This window comes from Pseudomonas simiae, assembly GCF_900111895.1.
GTDB classification, from domain to species: Bacteria; Pseudomonadota; Gammaproteobacteria; order Pseudomonadales; family Pseudomonadaceae; genus Aquipseudomonas; species Aquipseudomonas simiae.
The window spans coordinates 183,491-205,259 of the sequence record NZ_FOKB01000008.1; the positions used below are offsets into that span (position 1 = coordinate 183,491).

General features: G+C 61.6%; 19 protein-coding genes and 1 pseudogene. 13 read left to right on the plus strand and 7 right to left on the minus strand.

Going from position 1 to position 21,769, the window contains the following annotated elements; genetic code table 11:
• The first annotated feature begins 22 nt into the window (after positions 1–22).
• A complete protein-coding gene (locus BMZ57_RS22955; protein ID WP_021491216.1) occupies positions 23–655 on the plus strand; it encodes a flavin reductase family protein in 633 nt (210 codons plus the stop codon).
• Between the two features lie 124 nt (positions 656–779).
• Here the strand turns inward: BMZ57_RS22955 and BMZ57_RS22960 are convergent, their stop codons facing one another.
• Both BMZ57_RS22960 and BMZ57_RS22965 read right to left on the minus strand, forming a co-directional pair.
• On the minus strand, positions 780–1,025 hold the full coding sequence (locus BMZ57_RS22960; protein ID WP_010208043.1) for a hypothetical protein: 246 nt from the start codon (positions 1,023–1,025) through the stop codon (positions 780–782).
• Positions 1,026–1,070: 45 nt separating this feature from the next.
• The gene (locus BMZ57_RS22965; protein ID WP_010208042.1) at positions 1,071–1,412 is read right to left on the minus strand and encodes an antibiotic biosynthesis monooxygenase family protein; all 342 of its coding nucleotides are present in this window, start codon (positions 1,410–1,412) and stop codon (positions 1,071–1,073) included.
• A gap of 327 nt (positions 1,413–1,739) precedes the next feature.
• Between BMZ57_RS22965 and BMZ57_RS22970 the strand changes: the two genes are divergently transcribed.
• The gene (locus BMZ57_RS22970) at positions 1,740–2,669 is read left to right on the plus strand and encodes an AraC family transcriptional regulator (RefSeq protein ID WP_010208041.1); all 930 of its coding nucleotides are present in this window, start codon (positions 1,740–1,742) and stop codon (positions 2,667–2,669) included.
• Between the two features lie 122 nt (positions 2,670–2,791).
• Here the strand turns inward: BMZ57_RS22970 and BMZ57_RS22975 are convergent, their stop codons facing one another.
• The 4 genes from BMZ57_RS22975 to edd form a co-directional block, all read right to left on the minus strand.
• On the minus strand, positions 2,792–4,219 hold the full coding sequence (locus BMZ57_RS22975; protein WP_010208040.1) for an ATP-binding protein: 1,428 nt from the start codon (positions 4,217–4,219) through the stop codon (positions 2,792–2,794).
• Positions 4,220–4,250: 31 nt separating this feature from the next.
• Entirely contained in the window at positions 4,251–4,985 is a 735-nt protein-coding gene (locus BMZ57_RS22980; RefSeq protein ID WP_010208039.1) for a response regulator, read from the minus strand.
• Between the two features lie 136 nt (positions 4,986–5,121).
• The gene (locus BMZ57_RS22985; RefSeq protein WP_010208037.1) at positions 5,122–6,078 is read right to left on the minus strand and encodes a glucokinase; all 957 of its coding nucleotides are present in this window, start codon (positions 6,076–6,078) and stop codon (positions 5,122–5,124) included.
• Entirely contained in the window at positions 6,075–7,901 is a 1,827-nt protein-coding gene (gene edd / locus BMZ57_RS22990; protein WP_010208036.1) for a phosphogluconate dehydratase, read from the minus strand. Before edd ends, BMZ57_RS22985 begins: the two co-directional genes overlap by 4 nt.
• Positions 7,902–8,122: 221 nt before the next feature.
• On the opposite strand from edd, the gene gap reads away from it, so the two are divergent.
• The 8 genes and pseudogenes from gap (at position 8,123) to BMZ57_RS30275 (ending at position 17,161) form a co-directional block, all read left to right on the plus strand.
• The gene (gap, locus tag BMZ57_RS22995) at positions 8,123–9,124 is read left to right on the plus strand and encodes a type I glyceraldehyde-3-phosphate dehydrogenase (RefSeq protein WP_010208035.1); all 1,002 of its coding nucleotides are present in this window, start codon (positions 8,123–8,125) and stop codon (positions 9,122–9,124) included.
• Between the two features lie 196 nt (positions 9,125–9,320).
• Positions 9,321–9,839 (plus strand): RNA polymerase sigma factor, encoded by a 519-nt coding sequence (locus BMZ57_RS23000; protein WP_021491213.1) that lies wholly within the window; start codon positions 9,321–9,323, stop codon positions 9,837–9,839.
• 74 nt (positions 9,840–9,913) lie between these two features.
• Entirely contained in the window at positions 9,914–10,882 is a 969-nt protein-coding gene (locus BMZ57_RS23005; RefSeq protein WP_010208031.1) for a FecR family protein, read from the plus strand.
• A gap of 115 nt (positions 10,883–10,997) precedes the next feature.
• Complete coding sequence (locus BMZ57_RS23010; RefSeq protein ID WP_069672758.1) at positions 10,998–13,562, plus strand: TonB-dependent receptor; 2,565 nt, start codon at positions 10,998–11,000, stop codon at positions 13,560–13,562.
• 148 nt (positions 13,563–13,710) lie between these two features.
• Positions 13,711–14,319, plus strand: coding sequence for a biliverdin-producing heme oxygenase (locus BMZ57_RS23015; protein ID WP_042571223.1), 609 nt, complete (start codon positions 13,711–13,713; stop codon positions 14,317–14,319).
• 162 nt (positions 14,320–14,481) lie between these two features.
• On the plus strand, positions 14,482–14,883 hold the full coding sequence (locus BMZ57_RS23020; RefSeq protein ID WP_044287804.1) for a YbaN family protein: 402 nt from the start codon (positions 14,482–14,484) through the stop codon (positions 14,881–14,883).
• Positions 14,884–15,163: 280 nt separating this feature from the next.
• Positions 15,164–16,303 (plus strand): annotated as a pseudogene (locus tag BMZ57_RS30270) (methyl-accepting chemotaxis protein); the annotation flags it as partial.
• 102 nt (positions 16,304–16,405) lie between these two features.
• Positions 16,406–17,161, plus strand: coding sequence for a methyl-accepting chemotaxis protein (locus BMZ57_RS30275; protein ID WP_370737427.1), 756 nt, complete (start codon positions 16,406–16,408; stop codon positions 17,159–17,161).
• 133 nt (positions 17,162–17,294) lie between these two features.
• Here BMZ57_RS30275 and BMZ57_RS23030 read toward each other — a convergent pair whose 3' ends face one another.
• Positions 17,295–17,858, minus strand: coding sequence for an NAD(P)H nitroreductase (locus BMZ57_RS23030; protein WP_010208025.1), 564 nt, complete (start codon positions 17,856–17,858; stop codon positions 17,295–17,297).
• Positions 17,859–17,997: 139 nt separating this feature from the next.
• Here BMZ57_RS23030 and BMZ57_RS23035 point away from each other — a divergent pair, with 139 nt between their 5' ends.
• From BMZ57_RS23035 to BMZ57_RS23045, 3 genes are read left to right on the plus strand one after another with little or no spacing between them, the layout of a single operon-like run.
• The gene (locus tag BMZ57_RS23035; RefSeq protein ID WP_021491210.1) at positions 17,998–19,425 is read left to right on the plus strand and encodes a di-heme oxidoreductase family protein; all 1,428 of its coding nucleotides are present in this window, start codon (positions 17,998–18,000) and stop codon (positions 19,423–19,425) included.
• Positions 19,426–19,456: 31 nt separating this feature from the next.
• Positions 19,457–20,521, plus strand: a complete 1,065-nt coding sequence (locus tag BMZ57_RS23040) for an imelysin family protein (protein WP_069672759.1) — start codon at positions 19,457–19,459, stop codon at positions 20,519–20,521.
• Between the two features lie 2 nt (positions 20,522–20,523).
• The gene (locus tag BMZ57_RS23045; RefSeq protein WP_010208022.1) at positions 20,524–21,621 is read left to right on the plus strand and encodes a DUF1513 domain-containing protein; all 1,098 of its coding nucleotides are present in this window, start codon (positions 20,524–20,526) and stop codon (positions 21,619–21,621) included.
• The last annotated feature ends 148 nt before the right edge of the window (positions 21,622–21,769 follow it).

A 21,769-nucleotide genomic window follows, 5' to 3' on the forward strand; every position in this document is an offset into this window, starting at 1 on the left:
AGAACCGAGTAGGGAACAGGCCATGTCCGACGCTATCCATTTCTACGAACCCGCCAACGGCCACGGCCTGCCCCATGACCCGTTCAATGCCATCGTTGGTCCACGGCCGATCGGCTGGATTTCGTCACACGACCGTGAAGGTCGCCTGAACCTGGCGCCCTACAGCTTCTTCAATGCGTTCAACTACATTCCGCCGATCATTGGGTTTTCCAGTGTCGGGCGCAAAGACAGCCTGAACAACATCGAACAAACCGGCGAGTTTGTCTGGAACCTGGCGACCCGCCCGCTGGCCGAGCAGATGAACCAGAGTTGCGCCGCCGTTTCCCCCGAGGTCAACGAGTTCGAGTTGTCCGGCCTGACGCCGGTGGCGTCGAAGATTGTTGGCGTACCACGGGTGGGCGAGAGCCCGGTGTCGTTCGAATGCAAGGTGACGCAAATCATCCAGCTGCAACGTGCGGACAAGGCGTTGGTGCCGAGCTGGCTGGTGCTGGGCGAGGTGGTCGCGGTGCACATTGCCAAGTGGCTGCTCAAGGACGGGGTCTACGACACCGCCGCCGCCGAGCCGATCTTGCGCGGTGGTGGCCCGGCGGATTACTTCCAGTTGGGGCCGGAGGCGCTGTTCAAGATGTACCGGCCAGGCACCACCAAACCCTGACTGAAATACAATAAAAAGTGGGAGGGGGCTTGCCCCCGATAGCAATGGCACATTCAACATCTTTGTTGACTGACGCACGGCTATCGGGGGCAAGCCCCCTCCCACATTGGATTGTCGGCGTTGCTCAGTTGGCGGCGCTGGCCCAGGCCAGTTGACCTTCTTCATCCACTCCGATCAACCGCTCAAGCTGCACAGTGGCGGCATCATCCGCATCAGAAGCCGTCTTGAACGTCTGTCCATCAAGGATCTTGTGAAACTGCGGTGCGCCCATGCCATCCAGTGCCTTGACGGCGACGGCGGCGCTGTAGCCACCCTCCCCCGGTACTACGGCGGAAACGGCTTCGTGGTGGGCAAATTGTTTACGTGCCATGTTGCAGGTCCTGGCCAATGGAAAAGTTGGCCATTCTAAACCTGATCAGCCGGCGAGTTGCAGGTACTCGCCGTAGGCGTGTGCAGCGGATGCATCGGTAAAGGTTTGGAAGTCCATGCTGCGCACGACCATGTCGTTCAACAGTTCGGTGAAGATCATCAGGGCCGGAGAGTTGAAGTAGGCGCTCATCGCCTGCTCGCTGCTCCAGAAACCGGAGATCAACCAGACATCGGGATCGACTTGGGAATGCTGCAACGAGAATTGCAGGCAACCCTGAGCCTGACGACCCGGTTCGATCAAACTGCTCAAGCGTGCACCGAGTTCGGTGCTGCACCCGGTGCGGGCGCGGATAAAGGCCATATGGCTCGCGGGAATGGGGGTGGACATGTTCGACTCTCCCGTTGAGAAGTGATGCTCGGCAAGCACTGTGAGGGCGTGTTGCCACAGGATCAAAGATAATGGCGCGGGTGCGGGCGCGGTTAGTCGATTCCTGCTGGCTTATTGCACAATCCTGCGAGAAGCGCAGATAGGACGTTTGGCCCCGGCAATTATTCCAAGGGCAACCGCCTTGTTTCAGGGAGATGACAGCCCCTACGATTGCCTGATTCACGATGCGTCGCAGGATCAGGCAAGGATTGTGCAGAATCGACGTAACACTTTTTAGAAAGCCGCCGCTAAGCTGAGCCCATCGAAGTAGCCAGTAGAGGACGCTCCATGTCGTCGCCCGAACATACAGCCATCCCCCTCGATGCCGAGATGGAAAAGCAGCGCGCCGAGCTGGCCAGCATCGTGCATCGGCACACCTGGGAGGACGGCTCCTACGGTACAGCCATCACAACCTTGTTCCTGAACCGCCACAACACGCCGCGCGACTTCATGCCGGTGCTGGTGGAGCCTGCCCTGTGCATCCTGGCCAGCGGCAGCAAGGAAGTGCGCCTGGCCGACGAGATCTTTGCCTACGACCCGCTCAACTACCTGGTGTTCTCGGTGGCGATGCCGGTGGCCGGACGGATCATCGATGCCACCCCGGAAGACCCGAACCTGTCGGTGCGCATCAATATCGACCCGGCGCAACTGACGGCCTTGATCGCAGAAGCAGGCCCGATGGGCGTGCCGTCGCGCCCGACGTCCCGCGGCATGTACGTCGACCGCATCGACAACCAGTTGCTCGACGCTGTGCTGCGCCTGGCGCGGTTGCTGGATACGCCCAAAGACATCGCCATGCTTGCGCCATTGATCAACCGGGAAATCCTCTACCGTCTGTTGCGGGGGCCGCAGGGTTATCGGCTGTATGAAATCGCCGTGGCCAACAGTCAGAGCCATCGGGTCAGCCAGGCGATCACGTGGTTGAACGGCAACTACGAGCAACCGCTGCGCATCGATGACCTGGCCAAGGCAGTGAACCTCAGCGTCTCGACCCTGCACCACCGCTTCAAGGCGATCACCGCCATGAGCCCGTTGCAGTATCAGAAGCAGTTGCGCTTGCAGGAAGCGCGACGGTTGATGATTGCCGAAGGGTTGGAAGCGTCGGCAGCGGGGTATCGCGTGGGGTATGAAAGCCCGTCGCAGTTCAGTCGGGAGTACAGCCGGCTGTTTGGGGCGCCGCCCCTTAGAGACTTGGCCCGACTGCGCCAAAGCATCTGACCAAATGAAGATCAACATGTGGGAGCTGGCTTGCCTGCGATAGCGGTCTGTCTGTGCCAGATGAGTTGGCTGATACACCGCTATCGCAGGCAAGCCAGCTCCCACATTGGGGCCGCATACATTCAGTCTAATCCGCGAGGGAGTTGCAAGGTCACGCGCAAGCCACCCTCGCGCAGATTCTGCAGACTCACTTCGCCGCCATGGCTGTGCGCAATGTTGCGCGCAATTCCCAGGCCCAGGCCGTAGCCCTGTTGCTGCCCAGCCAGGCGGAAGTGCGGTTCAAACACCTGCTCCAACCGCTGCTCCGGCACGCCGGGGCCTTCGTCATCCACGTGCAGAACGAACTCCGCGCCGTCGTCCTCGATGTACAGGTGGGCGTTCTGGCCATACTTCAACGCGTTGTCGATCAAGTTGCCGATGCAGCGCTTGAGCGCCAGCGGTTTGCCCGGATAAGTCGTCAACGCCCGGCCATGCTGGGTAACGCGGCCATTGCCGTTCGGCGCCAGGTACGGTTCCACCAGGCAGTCGAGCACGTGGTTCAGGTCGACCGGTTCGATGTTTTCGTGGATATCGGTGTCTTTCACGCATTGCAGCGCGCCTTTCACCAGCAACTCCAACTCATCCAGGTCGCGGCCGAACTTGGTTTGCAGGTTCTCGTCTTCAAGCAATTCCACGCGCAGGCGCAGGCGAGTAATCGGGGTGCGCAAGTCGTGGGAAATCGCGCTGAACAACTGGCTGCGCTCGGTCAGGTAACGGCTGATGCGCTCACGCATGGCGTTGAACGCACGGCCCACTTCCACCACTTCACTGCCGCCGCCTTCGGCCACCGGCTCTACGTCGGCCCCCAGGGACATGTCCCGCGCCGCCCGCGCCAGGCGCTTGAGAGGCCGGCTCTGCCAGTGCACCAGCAAGCCGATGAACAGCAGCAGGAAACCACTGGTCAGCACGATAAACCACACCTGCTGGGACGGCAGGCCCTGTTCTTCCAGGCTGGTGTAGGGCTCGGGCAACAGCGAGGCGATGTACAGCCATTCGCCGGGCGCGAGCTGGATCTGGGTAACCAGTACCGGTGGGTTAACCGGTTCCAGGGTCAACGCGTAATGGGCCCAGGAGCGTGGCAGTTCGTCGAGTTTCAGGCCGGCATTGAAGATACGCAGGTCTTCGGCGCTGACGAACTCCACGGAGATATGCACATCGGCGCCGAGGGTTTGTTTCAACACTTCGTTGACCGCTTCAAGCACTGCCTGCTTGCGCGGTGTCTGCGGCAGGATGGCCATGTCCAACGGGCGATCATTGAGGGTCACGACGAAACGGGTGCCGCCCATGCTGCGCAATTGGTCCAGCACCAACGGTCGATATGCCACCGGCAACGAACGGAAATAACTCACGCTGGCGGTCATCGAATGCGCCAGGCTGCGGGCGCTGGTGACCAGGCCTTCGAGCTGAGTGGCGCGTAATTGCGAGACCCAGATCACACTGGACAGCGCCTGGGCAAACAGCACCGCCAGCAGTGTCAGCAGCAGCATGCGCCCCAGCAACGAGCGTGGCACCGGGAAGCGGCGACGGCGCTCGGTCAAATGGTCAGTGGGCATTGCCGGCAACCACGCTGGCTGCCAGTTGATAACCGCTGCCGCGCACCGTGCGGATCAGCCTCGGGGGTTTTTCGGTATCGCGCAGGCGTTGGCGCAGACGGCTGACAGCCATGTCGACGATACGGTCCAGCGGCATCAGGTCGCGGCCACGGGTGGCGTTGCCAATGGTGTCACGGTCGAGGATCTGCTGCGGGTGGTCGAGAAACAATTTGAGCAGGGCAAAGTCGGCACCGGAGAGGATCACTTCTTCGCCGTCCACATGGAACAGGCGGTGGCTGATCATATCCAGGCGCCATTCATCAAACACCAACACCTCGCCACCACTGCTGCGTTCCTGGCCAAACTGGCAGCGACGCAACAGGGCTTTGATCCGCGCCTGCAACTCGCGGGGGCTGAAGGGTTTGCCGATGTAATCGTCGGCGCCCAGCTCCAGGCCGATCACGCGGTCGGCCTCGTCGGAGCTGGCGGTGAGCATGATGATCGGCACCTGCGCTTGGCGCGGGTGCTGGCGGATCCAGCGGCAAAGGCTGAAACCGTCTTCGTCTGGCAACATCACATCAAGGATGACCAGATCGCACGGCGCCTCGTTCATCGCTTGGCGGAACCCCGTGCCATCCGGCACGCCACGCACCTGAAAACCGGCGCGACTGAGGTAGGTCTGCAGCAATTCGCGGATTTCCTGGTCATCGTCGACGAGGAGAATCGATTTACTGATTACGCTCACGGGGTCCTCCTTGTTGTTATGGCCAAGCTTACGTCATTTGTTGCTCTTGATGCCCTCATCGCAGGCACGCCAGCTCCCACAGGAGAATGCATTGCAAATGTGGGAGCTGGCGTGCCTGCGATGAGGCTATCACGACCTACGCAAACGCCTGCTCCAAAGCCACGCCAGCCCCGGTCAATCCAGAATACGGGGCGGTCACCAACCACACCGGAATGCCTTTGAAGTAGTCGCTCATGCAGCCTTTGTCAGCGAAGCTCTTGGCAAAACCACTGTTGATAAAGAAGTCGGCAAACCTCGGTATCACCCCACCCACGATGTACACACCACCGCGTCCACCGGTGGTCAACACATTGTTGCCTGCTACCCGGCCCAGCCAGATGCTGAACTGGTCCAATACTTCCATGGCCACCGGGTCGCCGGCCAGGCCTGCGGCCGTGATCGCCTCAGGGGTTTCCAGCACCGGCGTGTGGCCGTCGACCGCGCAAATGGCACGGTAAAGACGCGGCAAGCCACCACCGCTCAAGGCGGTTTCGGCGCTGACATGGCCGATCTCAGTATAAATGTGCTGCCACAGCTGGGTTTCACGCGGGCTGCTCAGGGGCAAGTCGACATGCCCGCCCTCCCCCGGCAACGCCGCAAAGCGGCCAGCGCCCAGATCCAGCAGCGTCCCGACACCCAGGCCAGTGCCCGGACCAATCACGACCGCCGGGCGCAACGGCTCCGGCGTGCCCTCGCAGACCACACGGAATTCGTCGGGCTTGAGCCGGGTCATGCCCAGGGCCATGGCCGAAAAATCATTGACCAGCAACAGTTCATCCACCTGCAAGGTTTTGCAGAAGGCAGTCTTGCTCAGGCGCCAGTGATTGTTGGTGAATTTAAATTCATCCCCGCTCACAGGCCCGGCGACCGACAGGCACACCGCACCGATGTCCCCGATTTCCAGGCCTTCCTCTTTGAGGTAAACCTTGATCGCGTCTTCAGGGCTGGAGTGATCCGCCGTGGCATGCACGCGGATCGAATGCAACTCCTGATCGCGCCACAACGCGAAACGGGCGTTGGTGCCCCCGATATCACCGACCAGCGCAAGTTTCACTTAAGCGTCTCCAAGGCAGAGGTAAAGGCACTGGCGCCCTGCTCTGCGGAGCTTGCGGCCAAGCGCATAAATGCAAACAGCTCGCGACCGGCCCCCACGTTATTGCCCAACAGGCCCGTGGCAGGCGCGCGCGCTGCAAATTCTTCGGCGTCCACCTTAAGCTCCAGGGTGCCCTTCACGCCATCCACGCGAATGATATCGCCATCGCGCACCCGCGCCAGTGGCCCGCCGCTCTGGGCTTCGGGGTTGACGTGAATCGCGGCGGGGATCTTACCCGACGCGCCGGACATACGCCCGTCTGTTACCAGTGCGACCTTGAAGCCACGGTCCTGCAACACACCGAGGAACGGCGTCATCTTGTGCAATTCGGGCATGCCATTGGAGCGCGGGCCCTGGAAACGCATGACGGCGACGAAGTCTTTTTCCAGCTGGCCGGCCTTGAACGCATCGGCCAGATCTTGCTGGTCCTGGAACACCACCGCCGGAGCTTCAACAATCTGATGTTCAGGTGCTACGGCAGACACTTTCATCACACCACGACCGAGGTTGCCTTCCATCACGCGCAAGCCGCCTTCCGGCGAGAACGCGCGGGCCACGGGGCGCAGGATGGTTTCGTCGAGGCTTTCGATAGGGCCTTCGCGCCAGATCAGCTCGCCGTCGACCAGGAAGGGTTCCTGGGTGTAGCGGCTCAGGCCCTTGCCGGCCACGGTGTTGACGTCTTCGTGGAGCAGGCCGGCTTCCAGCAGTTCGCGGATCAGGAACGACATCCCGCCCGCCGCCTGGAAGTGGTTGATGTCGGCCTTGCCGTTTGGATACACGTGGGACAGGGTCGGCACCACCTCGGAGAGGTCGGCCATGTCGTCCCAGGTGAGGATGATGCCCGCCGACATGGCGATGGCGGGCATGTGCAGGGTGTGGTTGGTGGACCCGCCGGTGGCATTGAGGGCAATGATCGAGTTGACGATGGATTTCTCGTCGACGATCTCGCCGATCGGCATGAAGCTGCCGTTGGCCTTGGTCAGACGGGTGACCTGGTGTGCGGCTTCGCGGGTCAACGCATCGCGCAGCGGGGTGTAGGGGTTGACGAACGAGGCGCCCGGCAAGTGCAGGCCCATCACTTCCATCAGCAACTGGTTGGTGTTGGCGGTGCCGTAGAAGGTGCAGGTGCCGGGGCTGTGATAGGACTTCATCTCCGATTCCAGCAGCTCTTCGCGCGTGGCCTTGCCTTCGGCGTAGCGCTGGCGCACGTCGGCTTTCTGCTTGTTGGAGATGCCCGACGGCATCGGGCCGCCCGGCACGAAGATCATCGGCAGGTGGCCATAGCGCAGCGCGCCCATCATCAGGCCCGGGACGATTTTGTCGCAGATGCCCAACATCAGCGCGGCATCGAACATGTTGTGGGACAGCGCTACCGCCGTGGACATGGCAATGACTTCACGACTGAGCAGGCTCAGTTCCATGCCCGGCTCGCCCTGGGTCACGCCGTCGCACATCGCAGGGGTGCCGCCAGCGAACTGCCCGACCGAGCCGACTTCGCGCAGGGCCTTCTTGATCTGTTCAGGGAAATGTTCGTACGGCTGGTGTGCCGAGAGCATGTCGTTATATGACGAAACAATTGCCACGTTGGCGGCATTCATCATGCGCAGACTATTTTTATCTTCAGTGCCGCAACCGGCCACGCCGTGGGCGAAGTTGGCGCATTGCAGCTTGCCGCGCATCGGACCGTCGATGGCTGCACCGCGAATGAGCGCAAGGTAGGCCTCGCGGGTGGCGCGGCTGCGGGCGATAAGCCGTTCGGTGACCTCAAGAACGCGGGGATGCATGTGTAGAACTCCAGGCTAACGGATGTGGCGACCTGAGTGTCTATGCTGATCAAACGCCCACAGCTCATGGGATGGCAGGGAGTCGTTTGGATCATCGGACCAGTTGATTCAGGTCACTCGTTGTAGATTGAACAAAATATTGCCACTAAAAAGGCTTGTTTTCTATTTTTATGCGAATAATCTTGTAATTCTTACAACAAATCGACGACAGGCACTTTCCAATGACTCTTCGTATCGCAATCAATGGTTTTGGCCGTATCGGCCGTAATGTCCTGCGCGCACTGTATACCCAAGGCTACCGCCAGGATTTGCAGATCGTCGCCATCAACGATCTGGGCGACAGTTCGATCAATGCCCACCTGCTCAAATACGACACCGTACATGGCACTTTCGAAGCAGAGGTCGCCCACGATCAGGAAAGCCTGACCGTCAATGGCGACCGGATTGCCGTCAGCGCCATTCGCAACCCGGCCGACCTGCCGTGGGCCGCGCACAAGATCGACGTCGTGTTCGAATGCACCGGCCTGTTCACCGACCGTGACAAGGCTGCCGCCCATATTACCGCCGGCGCGCGCAAGGTGATCATCTCGGCACCGGCCAAAGGGGCGGACGCTACCGTGGTCTACGGTGTAAACCATGACATTCTGCGTCAATCCCACCAGATCATCTCCAACGCGTCGTGCACCACCAACTGCCTGGCGCCGGTCGCCCAGGTGCTGCATCGCGAACTGGGTATCGAAAGCGGCCTGATGACCACGATTCACGCCTACACCAACGACCAGAACCTGACCGACGTCTACCACACCGACCCGTACCGCGCGCGTTCGGCTACCCAGAACATGATCCCGAGCAAGACTGGTGCCGCTGAAGCCGTCGGCCTGGTGCTGCCGGAACTGGCGGGCAAGCTGACCGGCATGGCGGTGCGTGTGCCGGTGATCAACGTGTCGCTGGTGGACCTCACCGTGCAGTTGAAAAAAGACGCCACGGCGGAGGAAGTCAACGCACTCCTCAAGGAAGCCAGCCAGCACTCGAAGATCCTCGGCTATAACACCCTGCCGCTGGTTTCCAGCGACTTCAACCACAACCCGCTGTCGTCGATCTTCGATGCCAATCACACCAAGGTCAGCGGTAAGTTGCTGAAAGTTTTGGCTTGGTATGACAACGAGTGGGGCTTCTCCAACCGTATGCTGGATAACTGCCTGGCGCTCTGCAACGCCGAGTAATCCACATAGAGTGGGCTTGTGTGGGAGCGGGCTTGCTCGCGAATGCAAGCACCTCGGTTCGTCTGAATAACGAGGTGATGCGTTCGCGAGCAAGCCCGCTCCCACATTTGGCCTGCGCAAACCCGCAGAAAGTGTTCCTTGCCATTTGAGTTGATGATAAGCATTATCATTAACTGCAAATCGGTCTGGTATCACTGTGAGCCAATCTCGCTTCAACCACGTCTTTCTCACCCAACGGGTAATGCTGCTTCGCACCTTGCAGCGGATGGTGAATAACCACAGCACCGCCGAGGACCTGTTGCAGGAAACCTACCTGCGCGTCACCCGGGCCCTGAGCGAGCGGCCGATCGATCACCTTGAACCTTTCGTCTATCAGACGGCGCGCAACCTGGCGTTGGATCACCTGCGTGCGCGCAGGATCCAGGCCCGCACACTGCAGGAAAATGTCCCGCTGGATGTCCTGCAAAGCGTCGCCGCCCCCATCAGCACACCCGAAGATGCCACCCAGGCCGAGCAAATGCTTGAAGCCCTGAGCGTCAGCCTGGGCCAGTTGAGCGCCCGCCAACAGCGGATTTTCATCCTCAGCCGCTTGCATGGTTGCAGTTACCAGGAGATCGCCGATCAGTTGGGCGTGTCCTTGAGCACCGTGCAAAAGGAACTCAAATTGATCATGGCTATCTGCGTAGGTGTGGCCGAACGATTGGATCGGCCTTAAGCTCCATCCGACAGAAGCGTCGACCCAAGCTGTAGGAAAGTTGAATAGAACGTGGCGAAGACCCGAGGAACACCGTGACGGACCCGAATAAACTGCGCCCCCATGAGCTGGCTCATGAGGTGTTGCAAGACACGGCTATGGATCAAGCCCTCGACTGGCTGATCGCCTTGCAGTGCCCGCAAGCCGGACAGCAGGCCGAATTCGAAACCTGGTTGGCCAGCGATCCCGCCCACGTCCACGCCTTCGCCAAGGCCCAGGCCGCGTGGGGCGGCGCGCCGGTACACAGTGCTGCCGTCGCACTGGCCGCGCCGCGCAAGCCGAGCGCCTGGCGCCGGCTCAAGCCACATTGGAAACCGCTGGCCACCGCCGCCGTGCTGCTGATCGGCCTGTTCAGTTTCAGCAACCTGCCGGTACGCCTGCAGGCCGACCACCTCACCGTGGTAGGCGAACGCCAGCGCCTGCAACTGGACGACGGCTCCAAGGTATTGCTGAACACCAACTCGGCGTTTTCCAGCAACATCAAGGACCACCAGCGCATCGCTCGCCTGTATCAGGGCGAGGCGTTTTTCGACATCGTGCCCAGTCACGGCTTGCCCTTGGAAATCGACGCCGGCCCCGTACGCGCCAGCGTGCGCGACACCGCCTTCGCCGTGCGTTACCTCAATGGCGAAGCCCAGGTGCAGGTGCAGCGTGGCGATGTCGACCTGAGCAACACCTTCGACGATGCCCGCGTGCGCCTGAGTGCCGGTGAAAGTATCCGCATCGGGCCCAAGGGGTTCGGCCAACCGGCCAAGCTGGATGCCAACAAGGACCTGGCCTGGGTGCAAGGTCGGCTGATCTTCGAAAACTGCCCGATGAGCGAAGTGCTCGCCGAGCTGCGCCGCTATTACCCGGGCTGGATCGTCAACACCAACGACCAACTGGCCAGCGTCGCCGTCACCGGCAATTACCGCCTCGACCAGCCCTTGGACGTGGTGCGCTCCCTGGCTCACATCACCTCGGCCAAGCTGTCGGAATACCCATCGCTGGTGATTTTGAACTAAATGAGAATTATTTTTACTCGATAGCCGAGGGTGGTACGTCTCGTCTTAGCCAATGCAACTGATTCCTATTTGTCTCAGTTCGCAACTATAAGATTCGTACTCCGGAGCGCTCTCGATGTCCTCTCGTTTCAACCGCCGGTCCTCTTCGCCCACCCTGTCCTTGCTGACCGCGGCCATCCTGCTGGCCGCTGCGCCGGTGATGACCGCCACCGCCGCCGAACCTGCTGCGCGTAGCCACGGCAACTACAGCTTCAGCATTGAGCAGCAACCGCTGGTCTCGGCACTCAACGCTTTTACCGCCGTGACCGGCTGGCAAGTCGGCCTGCCGGCCGAACTGGGCCAGGGCGTGTCGTCCCCAGGCGTACGCGGCCCGTTGTCGCCGGAAAAAGCCCTGGACCGGCTGTTGGTGGGGACCAACCTGAGCTACCGCAAACTGGGCAATAACAACATCGTGCTGGAAAAGCGCGCGCCGGGCGGCGCCCTCAACCTGCAACAGGTGACCATCAGCGCCACGCGTAACGAGCAGAACATCAACAGCGTACCGAGCACCGTGACCGTGCAGGAACGCGAGGCGCTGGACCGCCAGAACGTGAATACCATTCGTGAACTGGTACGTTACGAACCCAACGTCTCGGTCGGCGGTGCCGGTGGCCGCTCAAGCAATTCGGGCTACAACATTCGCGGCATCGACGGCGACCGCATCCTCACCCAGGTCGACGGCGTCGAAGTGCCGGACAACTTCTTCAACGGTCCCTACGCCAAGACCCGCCGCAACTATGTCGACCCGGAAATCGTCAAGCGCGTGGAGATCCTGCGCGGCCCGGCCTCGGCCCTGTACGGCAGCAGCGCGATTGGCGGCGCCGTGAGCTACTTCACCCTCGACCCGGATGACATCATCAAGCCCGGCCAGGACGTCGGCGCTCGCCTGAAGACCGGCTACAGCTCCGCCGACGAAAGCTGGCTGACCTCCGGCACCGTTGCCGGCCGTGTGCAGGATGTCGACGGCCTGTTGCACCTGAGCCAGCGCAACGGCCATGAAATGGAGTCCTACGATGGCAACAACGCCACGGGCCTGGCGCGCACCGGCGCCAACCCCGAGGATGCACGCACCACCAACGTGCTGGCCAAGCTGGGCTGGAACTATGGCGATGACAATCGACTGGGCCTGACCTACGAGAAATACAAGGATGATCGCGACGTCAACTTGAAAAACGCCGTGGGCGGACCGTTCACCGGCGGGCGCGGCTTCAACTTCTACCGTGCACGGTCGGGCAACGACACCATCACCCGTGAGCGTTTCGCTATCGAAAACCGCTTCGCCCTGGACTCGCCGATTGCCGATCAGATCAAGACCAGCCTCAACTATCAGATCGCCAAGACCGACCAGTCCACCGCCGAAATCTACCAGCCGTCCCGCCGCGTATTGCGCACCCGCGAAACCCTCTACGAAGAAAAGCAGTGGGTGTTCGACGCACAGCTGGACAAGGCTTTCAGCTGGGGCGACACCGATCACCAGGTCACCTACGGCACCACCCTCAAACAACAGAAAGTCACCGGCTCCCGCGAAGGCGCCGCCACCTGCCTGGCGGTCGGCGGCGGTTGCACAGCCATCGGCGCACCCAGCCCGACAGCCAGCGACAGCGTGAAGAAGGCCAGTGATTTCCCGGACCCGACCATCAACACCTACTCGCTGTTCGCGCAGGACCAAATCACCTGGGACAAGTGGACCTTCCTGCCCGCCGTTCGCTACGACTACACCCAACTCAAACCCAAGTTGACTGAAGAGTTCCTCAACACCGTCGACCCGACACGGATCTATGCCCACAGTGACAAGGAAAAAACCTGGCACCGCGTCACGCCGAAATTCGGTCTGACCTATGCGCTGACCGACCAGTACACTTGGTTCGGCCAATACGCCGAAGGCTTCCGCACACCATCGGCCAAAGCCTTGTACGGCCGCTTTGAAAACCTGCAGCAGGGCTACACCGTCGAACCCAACCCGGACCTCAAGCCGGAAAGCAGCAAGGGCGTGGAAACCGGGATTCGCGGCCACTTCGACTCCGGTTCGTTTGATATCGCCGTGTTCTACAACAAATACCGCAACTTCATCGACGAGGACGCTTCCGTCGCCGGCGGTACCGCACAGCAATTCGAAGCCAACAACATCAAGCACGCCACCATCAAGGGGATCGAAGCCAAAGGGCGCCTGAACCTCGACGCGTTCGGCGCCCCCCAAGGGCTGTACACCCAGAGTTCGGTTGGCTACACCTACGGTCGCAACGACGACAATGGCGAGCCGCTCAACAGTGTCAACCCGCTCAAGGGCGTATTCGGCCTGGGCTACGACCAGGACAACTACGGTGGCCTGCTGAGCTGGACCCTGGTGAAAAAGCAGGATCGCGTCGACAGCACCACCTTCCACGCACCTGACGGCAGCACCACGGCCCCCTTCAAGACCCCAGGCTTCGGCGTCCTCGACCTGACCGCCTTCTACAAGGTCACCAACGACGTGACCGTCAACGGCGGCCTCTACAACCTCACCGACAAGAAGTACTGGAACTGGGATGACGTGCGCAGCTACGACGGCGTCGGCGAAGCCGGTGTGACCTCCCCGGCCAACCTCGACCGCCTGACCCAGCCGGGTCGCAACGTTGCGATCAACGTGATCTGGGACATCTGATCACGACCTTTAACCGAGGCCCCACTCACCTCGTCGAAATTTTACCGACGAGGTGAGGATTTTTTACTGTGCCGCGTCTTCTTGTTCGTCTAGTTGATAACGGCTCTCTTTAGAGCACCCAGGCGCTCTTCTTCTCAAGGACTTTTTCATGACCGCTTCTCCTACCGCTGAACGCCCAAGCCTACGCTCCCAGCGCCTGAACCAGATTACCCACTCGCCGCACGCCAAGCTCGACGCCCTGGTCAAAGCCCACGCGCCGTTTGAAACCCAGGCCAACTTCGCGCGCTTCGTGGTGGCGCAGTACCTGTTCCAGTCGGAACTGGTGGCGCTGTACAACGATGCCGAGCTGATCAAGATCGTGCCGGACCTGGCCGAACGCTGCCGCGCCGAAGCGGCCAAGCTGGACCTGGGTGACCTGGACACCGAAGTGCCAGCCCCGGTTGCCGGCGCGGTGAACAACCCGAGCAAGGCTGAAGCGCTGGGCTGGCTGTTCGTTTCCGAAGGCTCCAAGCTGGGCGCCGCGTTCCTGATCAAGCGCGCCGTAGGCCTGGGCCTGAGCGAAACCTTCGGTGCCCGTCACCTGGGTGAGCCAGCCGGTGGCCGTGCCGAGGGTTGGAAGCGCTTCACCCGCACCCTGGACGCGCTGGAATTCAGCGCCGAAGAAGAAGCCGCGGTGGAAAAAGGTGCGATTGACGCCTTCGTACGCTTCACCGTATTGCTGGAACAGGCGTACGCTAGCGCCCCTGAACTGGCCTGATACCCACGATTGGAATGCGGTAGCACTGTGGGAGCGGGCTTGCTCGCGAATGCTGAGTATCAGTCACCTGATACTGGACTGACGCATCGCATTCGCGAGCAAGCCCGCTCCCACATTTAAACCCCACTCCAAGCTGATTTTTTATCGACTCTGCATGCTCCCATGACCGGCAAAACCCAATCCACCTCGAAAATCGTCCGGATCCTCTTCGGCTTGCTGGCCTACGTCAGCCTGGGCATCGGGCTGGTGGCGATTGTCGTGCCGGGCTTGCCTACCACCGAATTCATTCTGCTCGCCGCCTGGGCCGCCACCAAAAGCTCACCGCGCCTCAGCGCCTGGCTGGAAAACCACCGGCTGTTCGGGCCGATCCTGTTCAACTGGCGCAACGGCAAGATCATCGCCCGCCGGGCCAAAGTCAGTGCCACCGCGAGCATGCTGCTCTGCGCGATCCTGATGCTGGTGATGCTCGACCACGGCTGGCCGATCTACCTGGCCATTGCCGGGATGAGCCTGGGCAACCTGTGGATCTGGTCTCGACCGGAACGGCTTGCGGCGCCCGTATAACGCTGCGTGTAGGGTTTATCCTACCGCTCATCGCCTGTTTCTCATGAATTGATGTGTGACGCCGATGTTTCAGACATAGCGCTGAATGGACTTGGCCTGCACTACGTGCCTTCCAGCCCGTCCATTCGCGAGTGAACCTATGTTCGACACCCTCTCCATCCGCTTGAAAATAGTGCTGCTGTCGGGCCTTTGCCTCTTGGGGGTGATCGCGCTGATCATCAGCATCAACCTCTACGAAACCAATCAGAACGATCAGTTGATCAGCGATTCGAGCTCGCGAATGCTCACCAGCAGTGTGCAGAGCCTGCTGCAATCCAAAGCCGGCGAACAGGCCGTACTGTTGCAGAAAACCTTTGGCGAAAACCTGTTGGTAGTGACCGCCCTTGCCGATCAGGTCAAGGACCTGCGCGCCCTCGCGGCCAAGCGCGCGCTGGAACCCGGCGCCTTGCGTGAAGAACTCAACCAGAGCCTCAAGACCACGTTCGAGCGCAACAGCAAAGTGCTGGGTATCTGGCTCTCGTTCGAACCCAACGGACTGGATGGCAAGGACAGCGAGTTCGTCGACGACAAGGCTCGCGTGTCCAACGAGAAAGGCCGTTTCTCCAGCTACTGGAGCCGCGCCGGCGGCGAAGGCCTGAACACCATCATGGTCGAAGATGACCTGACCAAGACCACCCCCAACCTCAGCGGCACGCCCTACAACATTTGGTACACCTGCCCACGGGACACGCGCAAAGTGTGCCTGCTAGACCCCTACGCCGATGAAGTGGCTGGCAAGCAGATGCTGATGACCACCATCTCCCTGCCGCTGATGGTGGACGGCAACGTCATCGGCGTGGTCGGTATCGACATCGCCCTCAACACCCTGCAAGCAGTGACGGACGCGGCGCAAAAAGAACTGTTCAATGGCGCGGCGCACCTGGACATTCTTTCCAGCACCGGTCTGATTGCCGCCTCCAGCGGTCAGCCGGAGATAGTCGGCAAAACCCTCATGGATACCGTCGGCGCCGAAGGCAAGGAAATCGTGCAACTACTGGCCAGCGACTCGCCCATGATCCGCGAGCAGGACCACACCATCCGCGCCGTCTACCCGGTCAAGCCGATTGCAGACGCAAAATCCTGGGGCGTCGTGGTCACACTGCCCAGGAACGTGATGCTGGCTGACACCTTGAAGCTGCAGGACGTGCTCGACAAAGCCCAGGCCGCCGGTACGCTCAAGGCTTTGCTGGTCGGCGCCGCCGCCGCGTTGCTGGGCCTGCTGCTGATCTGGCTGACCGCCACCGGCGTGACCCGCCCGATCAACAACGTGGCCGCCATGCTCAAGGACATCGCCAGCGGCGACGGCGACCTGACTCAACGCCTGGCCTACGCCAAGAAGGACGAATTGGGCGAACTGGCCAACTGGTTCAACCGCTTCCTCGACAAGCTGCAACCGACCATCGCCCAGATCAAGCAAAGCATTACCGAAGCCCGTGGCACGGCCGATCAGTCATCGGCCATCGCGCGCCAGACCAGCGAAGGCATGCAGGTGCAGTTCCGCGAAATCGACCAGGTGGCCACCGCCTCCAATGAAATGAGCGCCACCGCCCACGATGTCGCCAACAGCGCGTCCAACGCCGCCAGCGCGGCGCGTGGGGCCGATCAGTCGGCGCGCGAAGGCATGTCGATCATCGAGCAGAGCACCCGAGATATCACCTCATTGGCCGAAGAAGTCAGCAAGGCCGTAGGCGAAGTCGAAGCCTTGGCGGTCAACAGCGAACAGATCGGTTCGGTGCTGGAAGTGATCCGCAGCATTGCTGAGCAGACCAACCTGCTGGCGCTGAACGCGGCAATCGAAGCGGCACGCGCCGGCGAAAGTGGCCGTGGCTTTGCGGTGGTGGCCGACGAAGTGCGCAATCTGGCCAAGCGCACCCAGGACTCCGTGGAGGAAATCCGCCTGGTGATCGAACGCATCCAGAGCGGCACCCGTGGCGTGGTGGCGACCATGCATTCGAGCCAGAGCCAGGCTCAAAGCAATGCCGGGCAGATCCATCAGGCGGCGCAGGCCTTGGGCAAGATCAGTGATGCCGTCACCGTGATCAGCGACATGAACCTGCAGATCGCCAGCGCCGCCGAACAACAGAGCGCCGTGGCCGAAGAGGTCAACCGCAACGTCTCGGCGATCCGCACTGTGACCGAAACCCTCACCGGCCAGGCCACCGAGTCGGCGGCCATCAGCAGCCAACTCAATGCATTGGCCAGCCAGCAGATGAAGTTGATGGATCAGTTCAGGGTCTGACTCGGTTCCGCAACCCCTGAGATCCATGTGGGAGCCGGGCTTGCCCGCGATGCAGGCAACTCGGTGTCCCTAAGAACCGAGTCGATGCTATCGCAGGCAAGCCAGCTCCCACATAGAGCAGATCGGCGGTGGTTCAGAGACCGGTCCAGGCGCTGACAAACTGCGTCAGGTCTTCTTTAGCTGCGGTACGCGGCGGGTTCTGCGGTGTGCCCAGGTAGAGGAAGCCAATCACTTCCTCGTCTGCCGTGAGCCCCAGGCCTTTGGCGACGTGGGCCGAGTAGGACAATTCACCAGTGCGCCACACGGCACCAATCCCCTGGGCATACGCTGCCAGCAGGATGCCGTGGGCTGCACAGGCCGCCGCCAGCAATTGCTCGGATTTCGGCACCTTGAAGTGCTCCTGCAGACGGGCAATCACCACCACTACCAAGGGGGCGCGCAATGGGCCGTTCTGGGCCTTGTCGATGGCAGCTTGTGGTGCATCGGCGTCTTGCAGGCGGGCAGCTTCGGCCAGCAGCGTGCCCATCTGTTCGCGGGCGGCCCCTTCGACAGTGAGGAAACGCCACGGACGCAGTTGGCCGTGGTCGGGCGCGCGCATGGCGGCGGCGAACAGCACGTCGCGCTGCTCCTGGGTCGGTGCCGGTTCCAGCAAACGCGGCACGGAAACACGGTTGAGCAAAGCGTCGAGAGCCTGCATTGGCCACCTCCAGAGAAAAATGTGCGGCCATTCTAGCGGGAATGAATCGAATTCGACCAAACGATAATTGCTCTTATTCATTGCGCCCCGCCCTGTTAGACTTTGCGACCTTATTTTCTGCCTTGGTTCAGGAAACTCGATGCTCCGCTCGCTTTTTCGCCTGTCCGCAGCCTTGCTGGCCTTGAGCCTGACCGCCTGCGATGACGCGCCCAGGTTTACCAAGGCCGAGCCGGGTGAAGCACGGGCGGGCGGTGCGGCGACCGTGAACAAGCGCGACCAGAACGCGTTTTCGCTGCCATCGGCCAACCTGTCGCCCACTCGTCGGCTGGATTTCAGCGTCGGCAATAGCTTCTTTCGCAGCCCCTGGGTGATCGCGCCGTCCACCACCACCGCGCGTGATGGCCTGGGCCCGCTGTTCAACACCAATGCCTGCCAGAATTGCCATATCAAAGACGGTCGCGGGCATCCGCCGTTACCCGACTCACCTAATGCCGTGTCGATGCTGGTGCGCCTGTCCATTCCGGATGCAGCGCCGTATGCCAAGCTCATCGAACAGGTCGGTGTGGTGCCCGAGCCGGTCTACGGCGGACAACTGCAGGACATGGCCGTGCCGGGGGTAACGCCGGAAGGCAAGGTGCGCGTCGACTACACACCGGTCAACGTGACATTCAAAGACGGCACAGTGGTCGAGTTGCGCAAGCCGGACCTGCAAATCACCCAGCTTGGCTACGGCCCGATGCATCCGGACACTCGTTTCTCCGCACGCATCGCCCCGCCGATGATTGGCCTGGGCCTGCTCGAAGCCATCAGCGACGCTGATATCTTGCGCAACACCGACCCGAAAACCGCCGACAAAGCAGCCATCATCGGCCGCGCCAACTGGGTCTGGGACGATGCCCAGCAAAAAACCGTGCTCGGGCGTTTTGGCTGGAAGGCCGGGCAACCCAACCTCAATCAACAAAATGTTCACGCGTTCTCTGGTGATATGGGCCTTACCACCACCCTGAGACCGTTCGATGACTGCACCGACGCCCAAGTCGCCTGCAAACAGGCCCCCAACGGCAATGGCCCCGATGGCGAGCCGGAAGTCAGTGACAATATCCTGCGCCTGGTGCTGTTCTACACCCGCAACCTCGCCGTGCCGGCACGCCGTGGCGTCAACACGCCGCAGGTGCTGGCCGGTAAAACCCTGTTCTATCAAGCGGGCTGCCAGGGTTGCCACACGCCAGCCTTCACCACGGCCGCGAATGCCGCCGAACCCGAGCTGGCCAACCAGGTGATCCGCCCCTACAGCGACCTGCTGTTGCACGACATGGGCGACGGCCTGGCCGACAATCGCAGCGAATTCAAGGCCGGTGGCCGCGACTGGCGCACGCCGCCGTTGTGGGGCATCGGCCTGACGCAGACCGTGAGTGGCCACACCCAGTTCTTGCATGACGGCCGCGCCCGCAACCTGCTGGAAGCCGTGCTGTGGCACGGCGGTGAAGCACAAGCGGCGCAGCAGCAGGTGTTGTCCTTTAATGCCGAGCAGCGCGCTGCGTTGCTGGCGTTCCTGAATTCTTTATAAGCTTCGCCCCAATTACAGAAGGGAGCTCGACATGTTCCGTCCCAAGTTGTTGTTCACCAGCCTGGCCGCCCTCGCACTCGGCGCCTGCTCGCCGCAAGACCCGCAAGCAGTGACCTCGGCGGCCATCGCCAAGCAAGTGATCCTGCCGACCTACAGCCGCTGGGTCGAAGCCGACCGCCAACTGGCCGTCAGCGCCCTGGCCTATTGCCAGGGCAAAGAGAGCCTGGACACCGCCCGTGCCGACTTCCTGCACGCGCAAAAGGCCTGGGCCGAGCTGCAACCGCTGTTGATCGGCCCGCTGGCGGAAGGCAACCGTTCGTGGCAGGTACAGTTCTGGCCAGACAAGAAGAACCTGGTCGGCCGGCAGGTCGAGCAACTGGTCGCCAGCCAGCCGCAGATCGACGGCGCCGCCCTCGCCAAGTCCAGTGTGGTGGTGCAAGGCCTGTCGGCCTACGAATACATCCTCTACGACGCCAAGACCGACATCGCTGACGAAGCGCAAAAGGCCCGTTACTGCCCGCTGCTGGTGGCGATCGGCGACCGTCAGAAGGCGCTGGCCGAAGAGATCCTGGCCAGCTGGAACAGCACCGACGGCATGCTGGCGCAGATGACCACGTTTCCGAACCAGCGCTACGCCGATTCCCACGAAGCCATCGCCGATCTACTGCGCGTCCAGGTGACCGCGCTGGACACCCTGAAAAAGAAACTCGGTACGCCGATGGGTCGCCAGACCAAAGGCATCCCGCAGCCCTTCCAGGCGAATGCCTGGCGCAGCCAGTCGTCCCTGCAAAGCCTCGAAGCCAGCCTCGCGGCGGCCCAGACCGTGTGGGTCGGCGTCGACAACAAGGGCCTGCGTGGCCTGCTGCCGTCCGAGCAGAAGCCGTTGGCCGACAAGATCGACGCCGCCTATGCTGCGTCGCTGAAACTGTTTGCCAGCAACCAGCGCACCCTCAATGAACTGCTGGCCGACGACGCCGGACGCCAGCAGCTTAACGATATCTACGACAGCCTCAACGTCGTCCACCGCCTGCACGAAGGCGAGTTGGCCAAGGCGCTGGGCATTCAACTGGGCTTTAACGCCAACGACGGTGACTGATGATGCTCAGGCGACAGGCTTTGGCGGTTGGCAGCGTATTGCTCAGTGCTCTCACGCTGGGTGGCTGGACGCTGTTCAAGGGGAAAGACAAGGGCCCGCTGCTGCTCTCGGCGCGGGATGATGCAGACGGCAAGCACTACGCCGTGGGCTATCGCCTGGACGGCAAGCCGGTGTTTACCACCCAGGTCGGCCAGCGTTGCCACGACATCATCAACCACCCGACGCTGCCGATTGCTCTGTTTGTCGCCCGTCGCCCGGGCACCGAGAGTTACCTGATTGACCTGCGTAATGGCGCGCTGCTGCAAACCATCACCTCGAAAGCCAATCGCCACTTCTACGGCCACGCGGTCATCCATCAGAGCGGCGACTGGCTGTACGCCACCGAAAACGACACAAGCGACCCCGGCCGTGGCCTGCTCGGTGTGTATAAGTTCGAAGGCGAACGGCTGGTGCATACCGGCGAGATCTCCACCCATGGCATCGGCCCGCATCAGGTGTCGTGGATGCCCGACGGTGAGACGCTGGTGGTGGCCAACGGCGGCATTCGTACCGAAGCCGAAAGTCGCGTGGAAATGAACCTCAACGCCATGGAGCCGAGCCTGGTGCTGATGCACCGCGACGGCCGCCTGATCAGCAAGGAAACCCTGGGCCAGCAGATGAACAGCGTGCGCCATATGGGGATCGCCAGCGATGGCACCATCCTCACCGGGCAGCAATTCATGGGACCGTCCCAGGAGCGTTCCGAGCTGTTGGCAATCAAACGTCCGGGCCAGCCGTTCGTGGCGTTTCCGGTGGCCGATGAGCAGTTGCAGGCCATGGGGCACTACACCGCCAGCGTCGCCGTGCACAGCGAATTACGCCTGGTGGCGTTGACCGCGCCACGGGGCAATCGCTTCTTTATCTGGGACATGGACAGCGGCGAGCTGCGCCTGGATGGGCCGCTGCCCGACTGTGCCGGTGTGGGTGCAGTCGAGGATGGCTTTGTCGTGACCTCGGGCCAAGGCCGCTGCCGGTTCTACGATTGCCGCCAGAAACAGTTGGTAGCAAAACCGTTGGAATTACCGGCAGGGCTCTGGGATAACCATCTGCATCTGATCTGACCCCGCCGCGCTTAACAGGGCCCATCCTGGCCCTGTTACCTGTCAAAAATACCGTCTGAAATCCCCACTACACTTTGTAGGCGCGAGCTTGCTCGCGAAAAACCTCAACGATAATGCGTGAAGCCTGGATGAACGCGGTGCGTACACG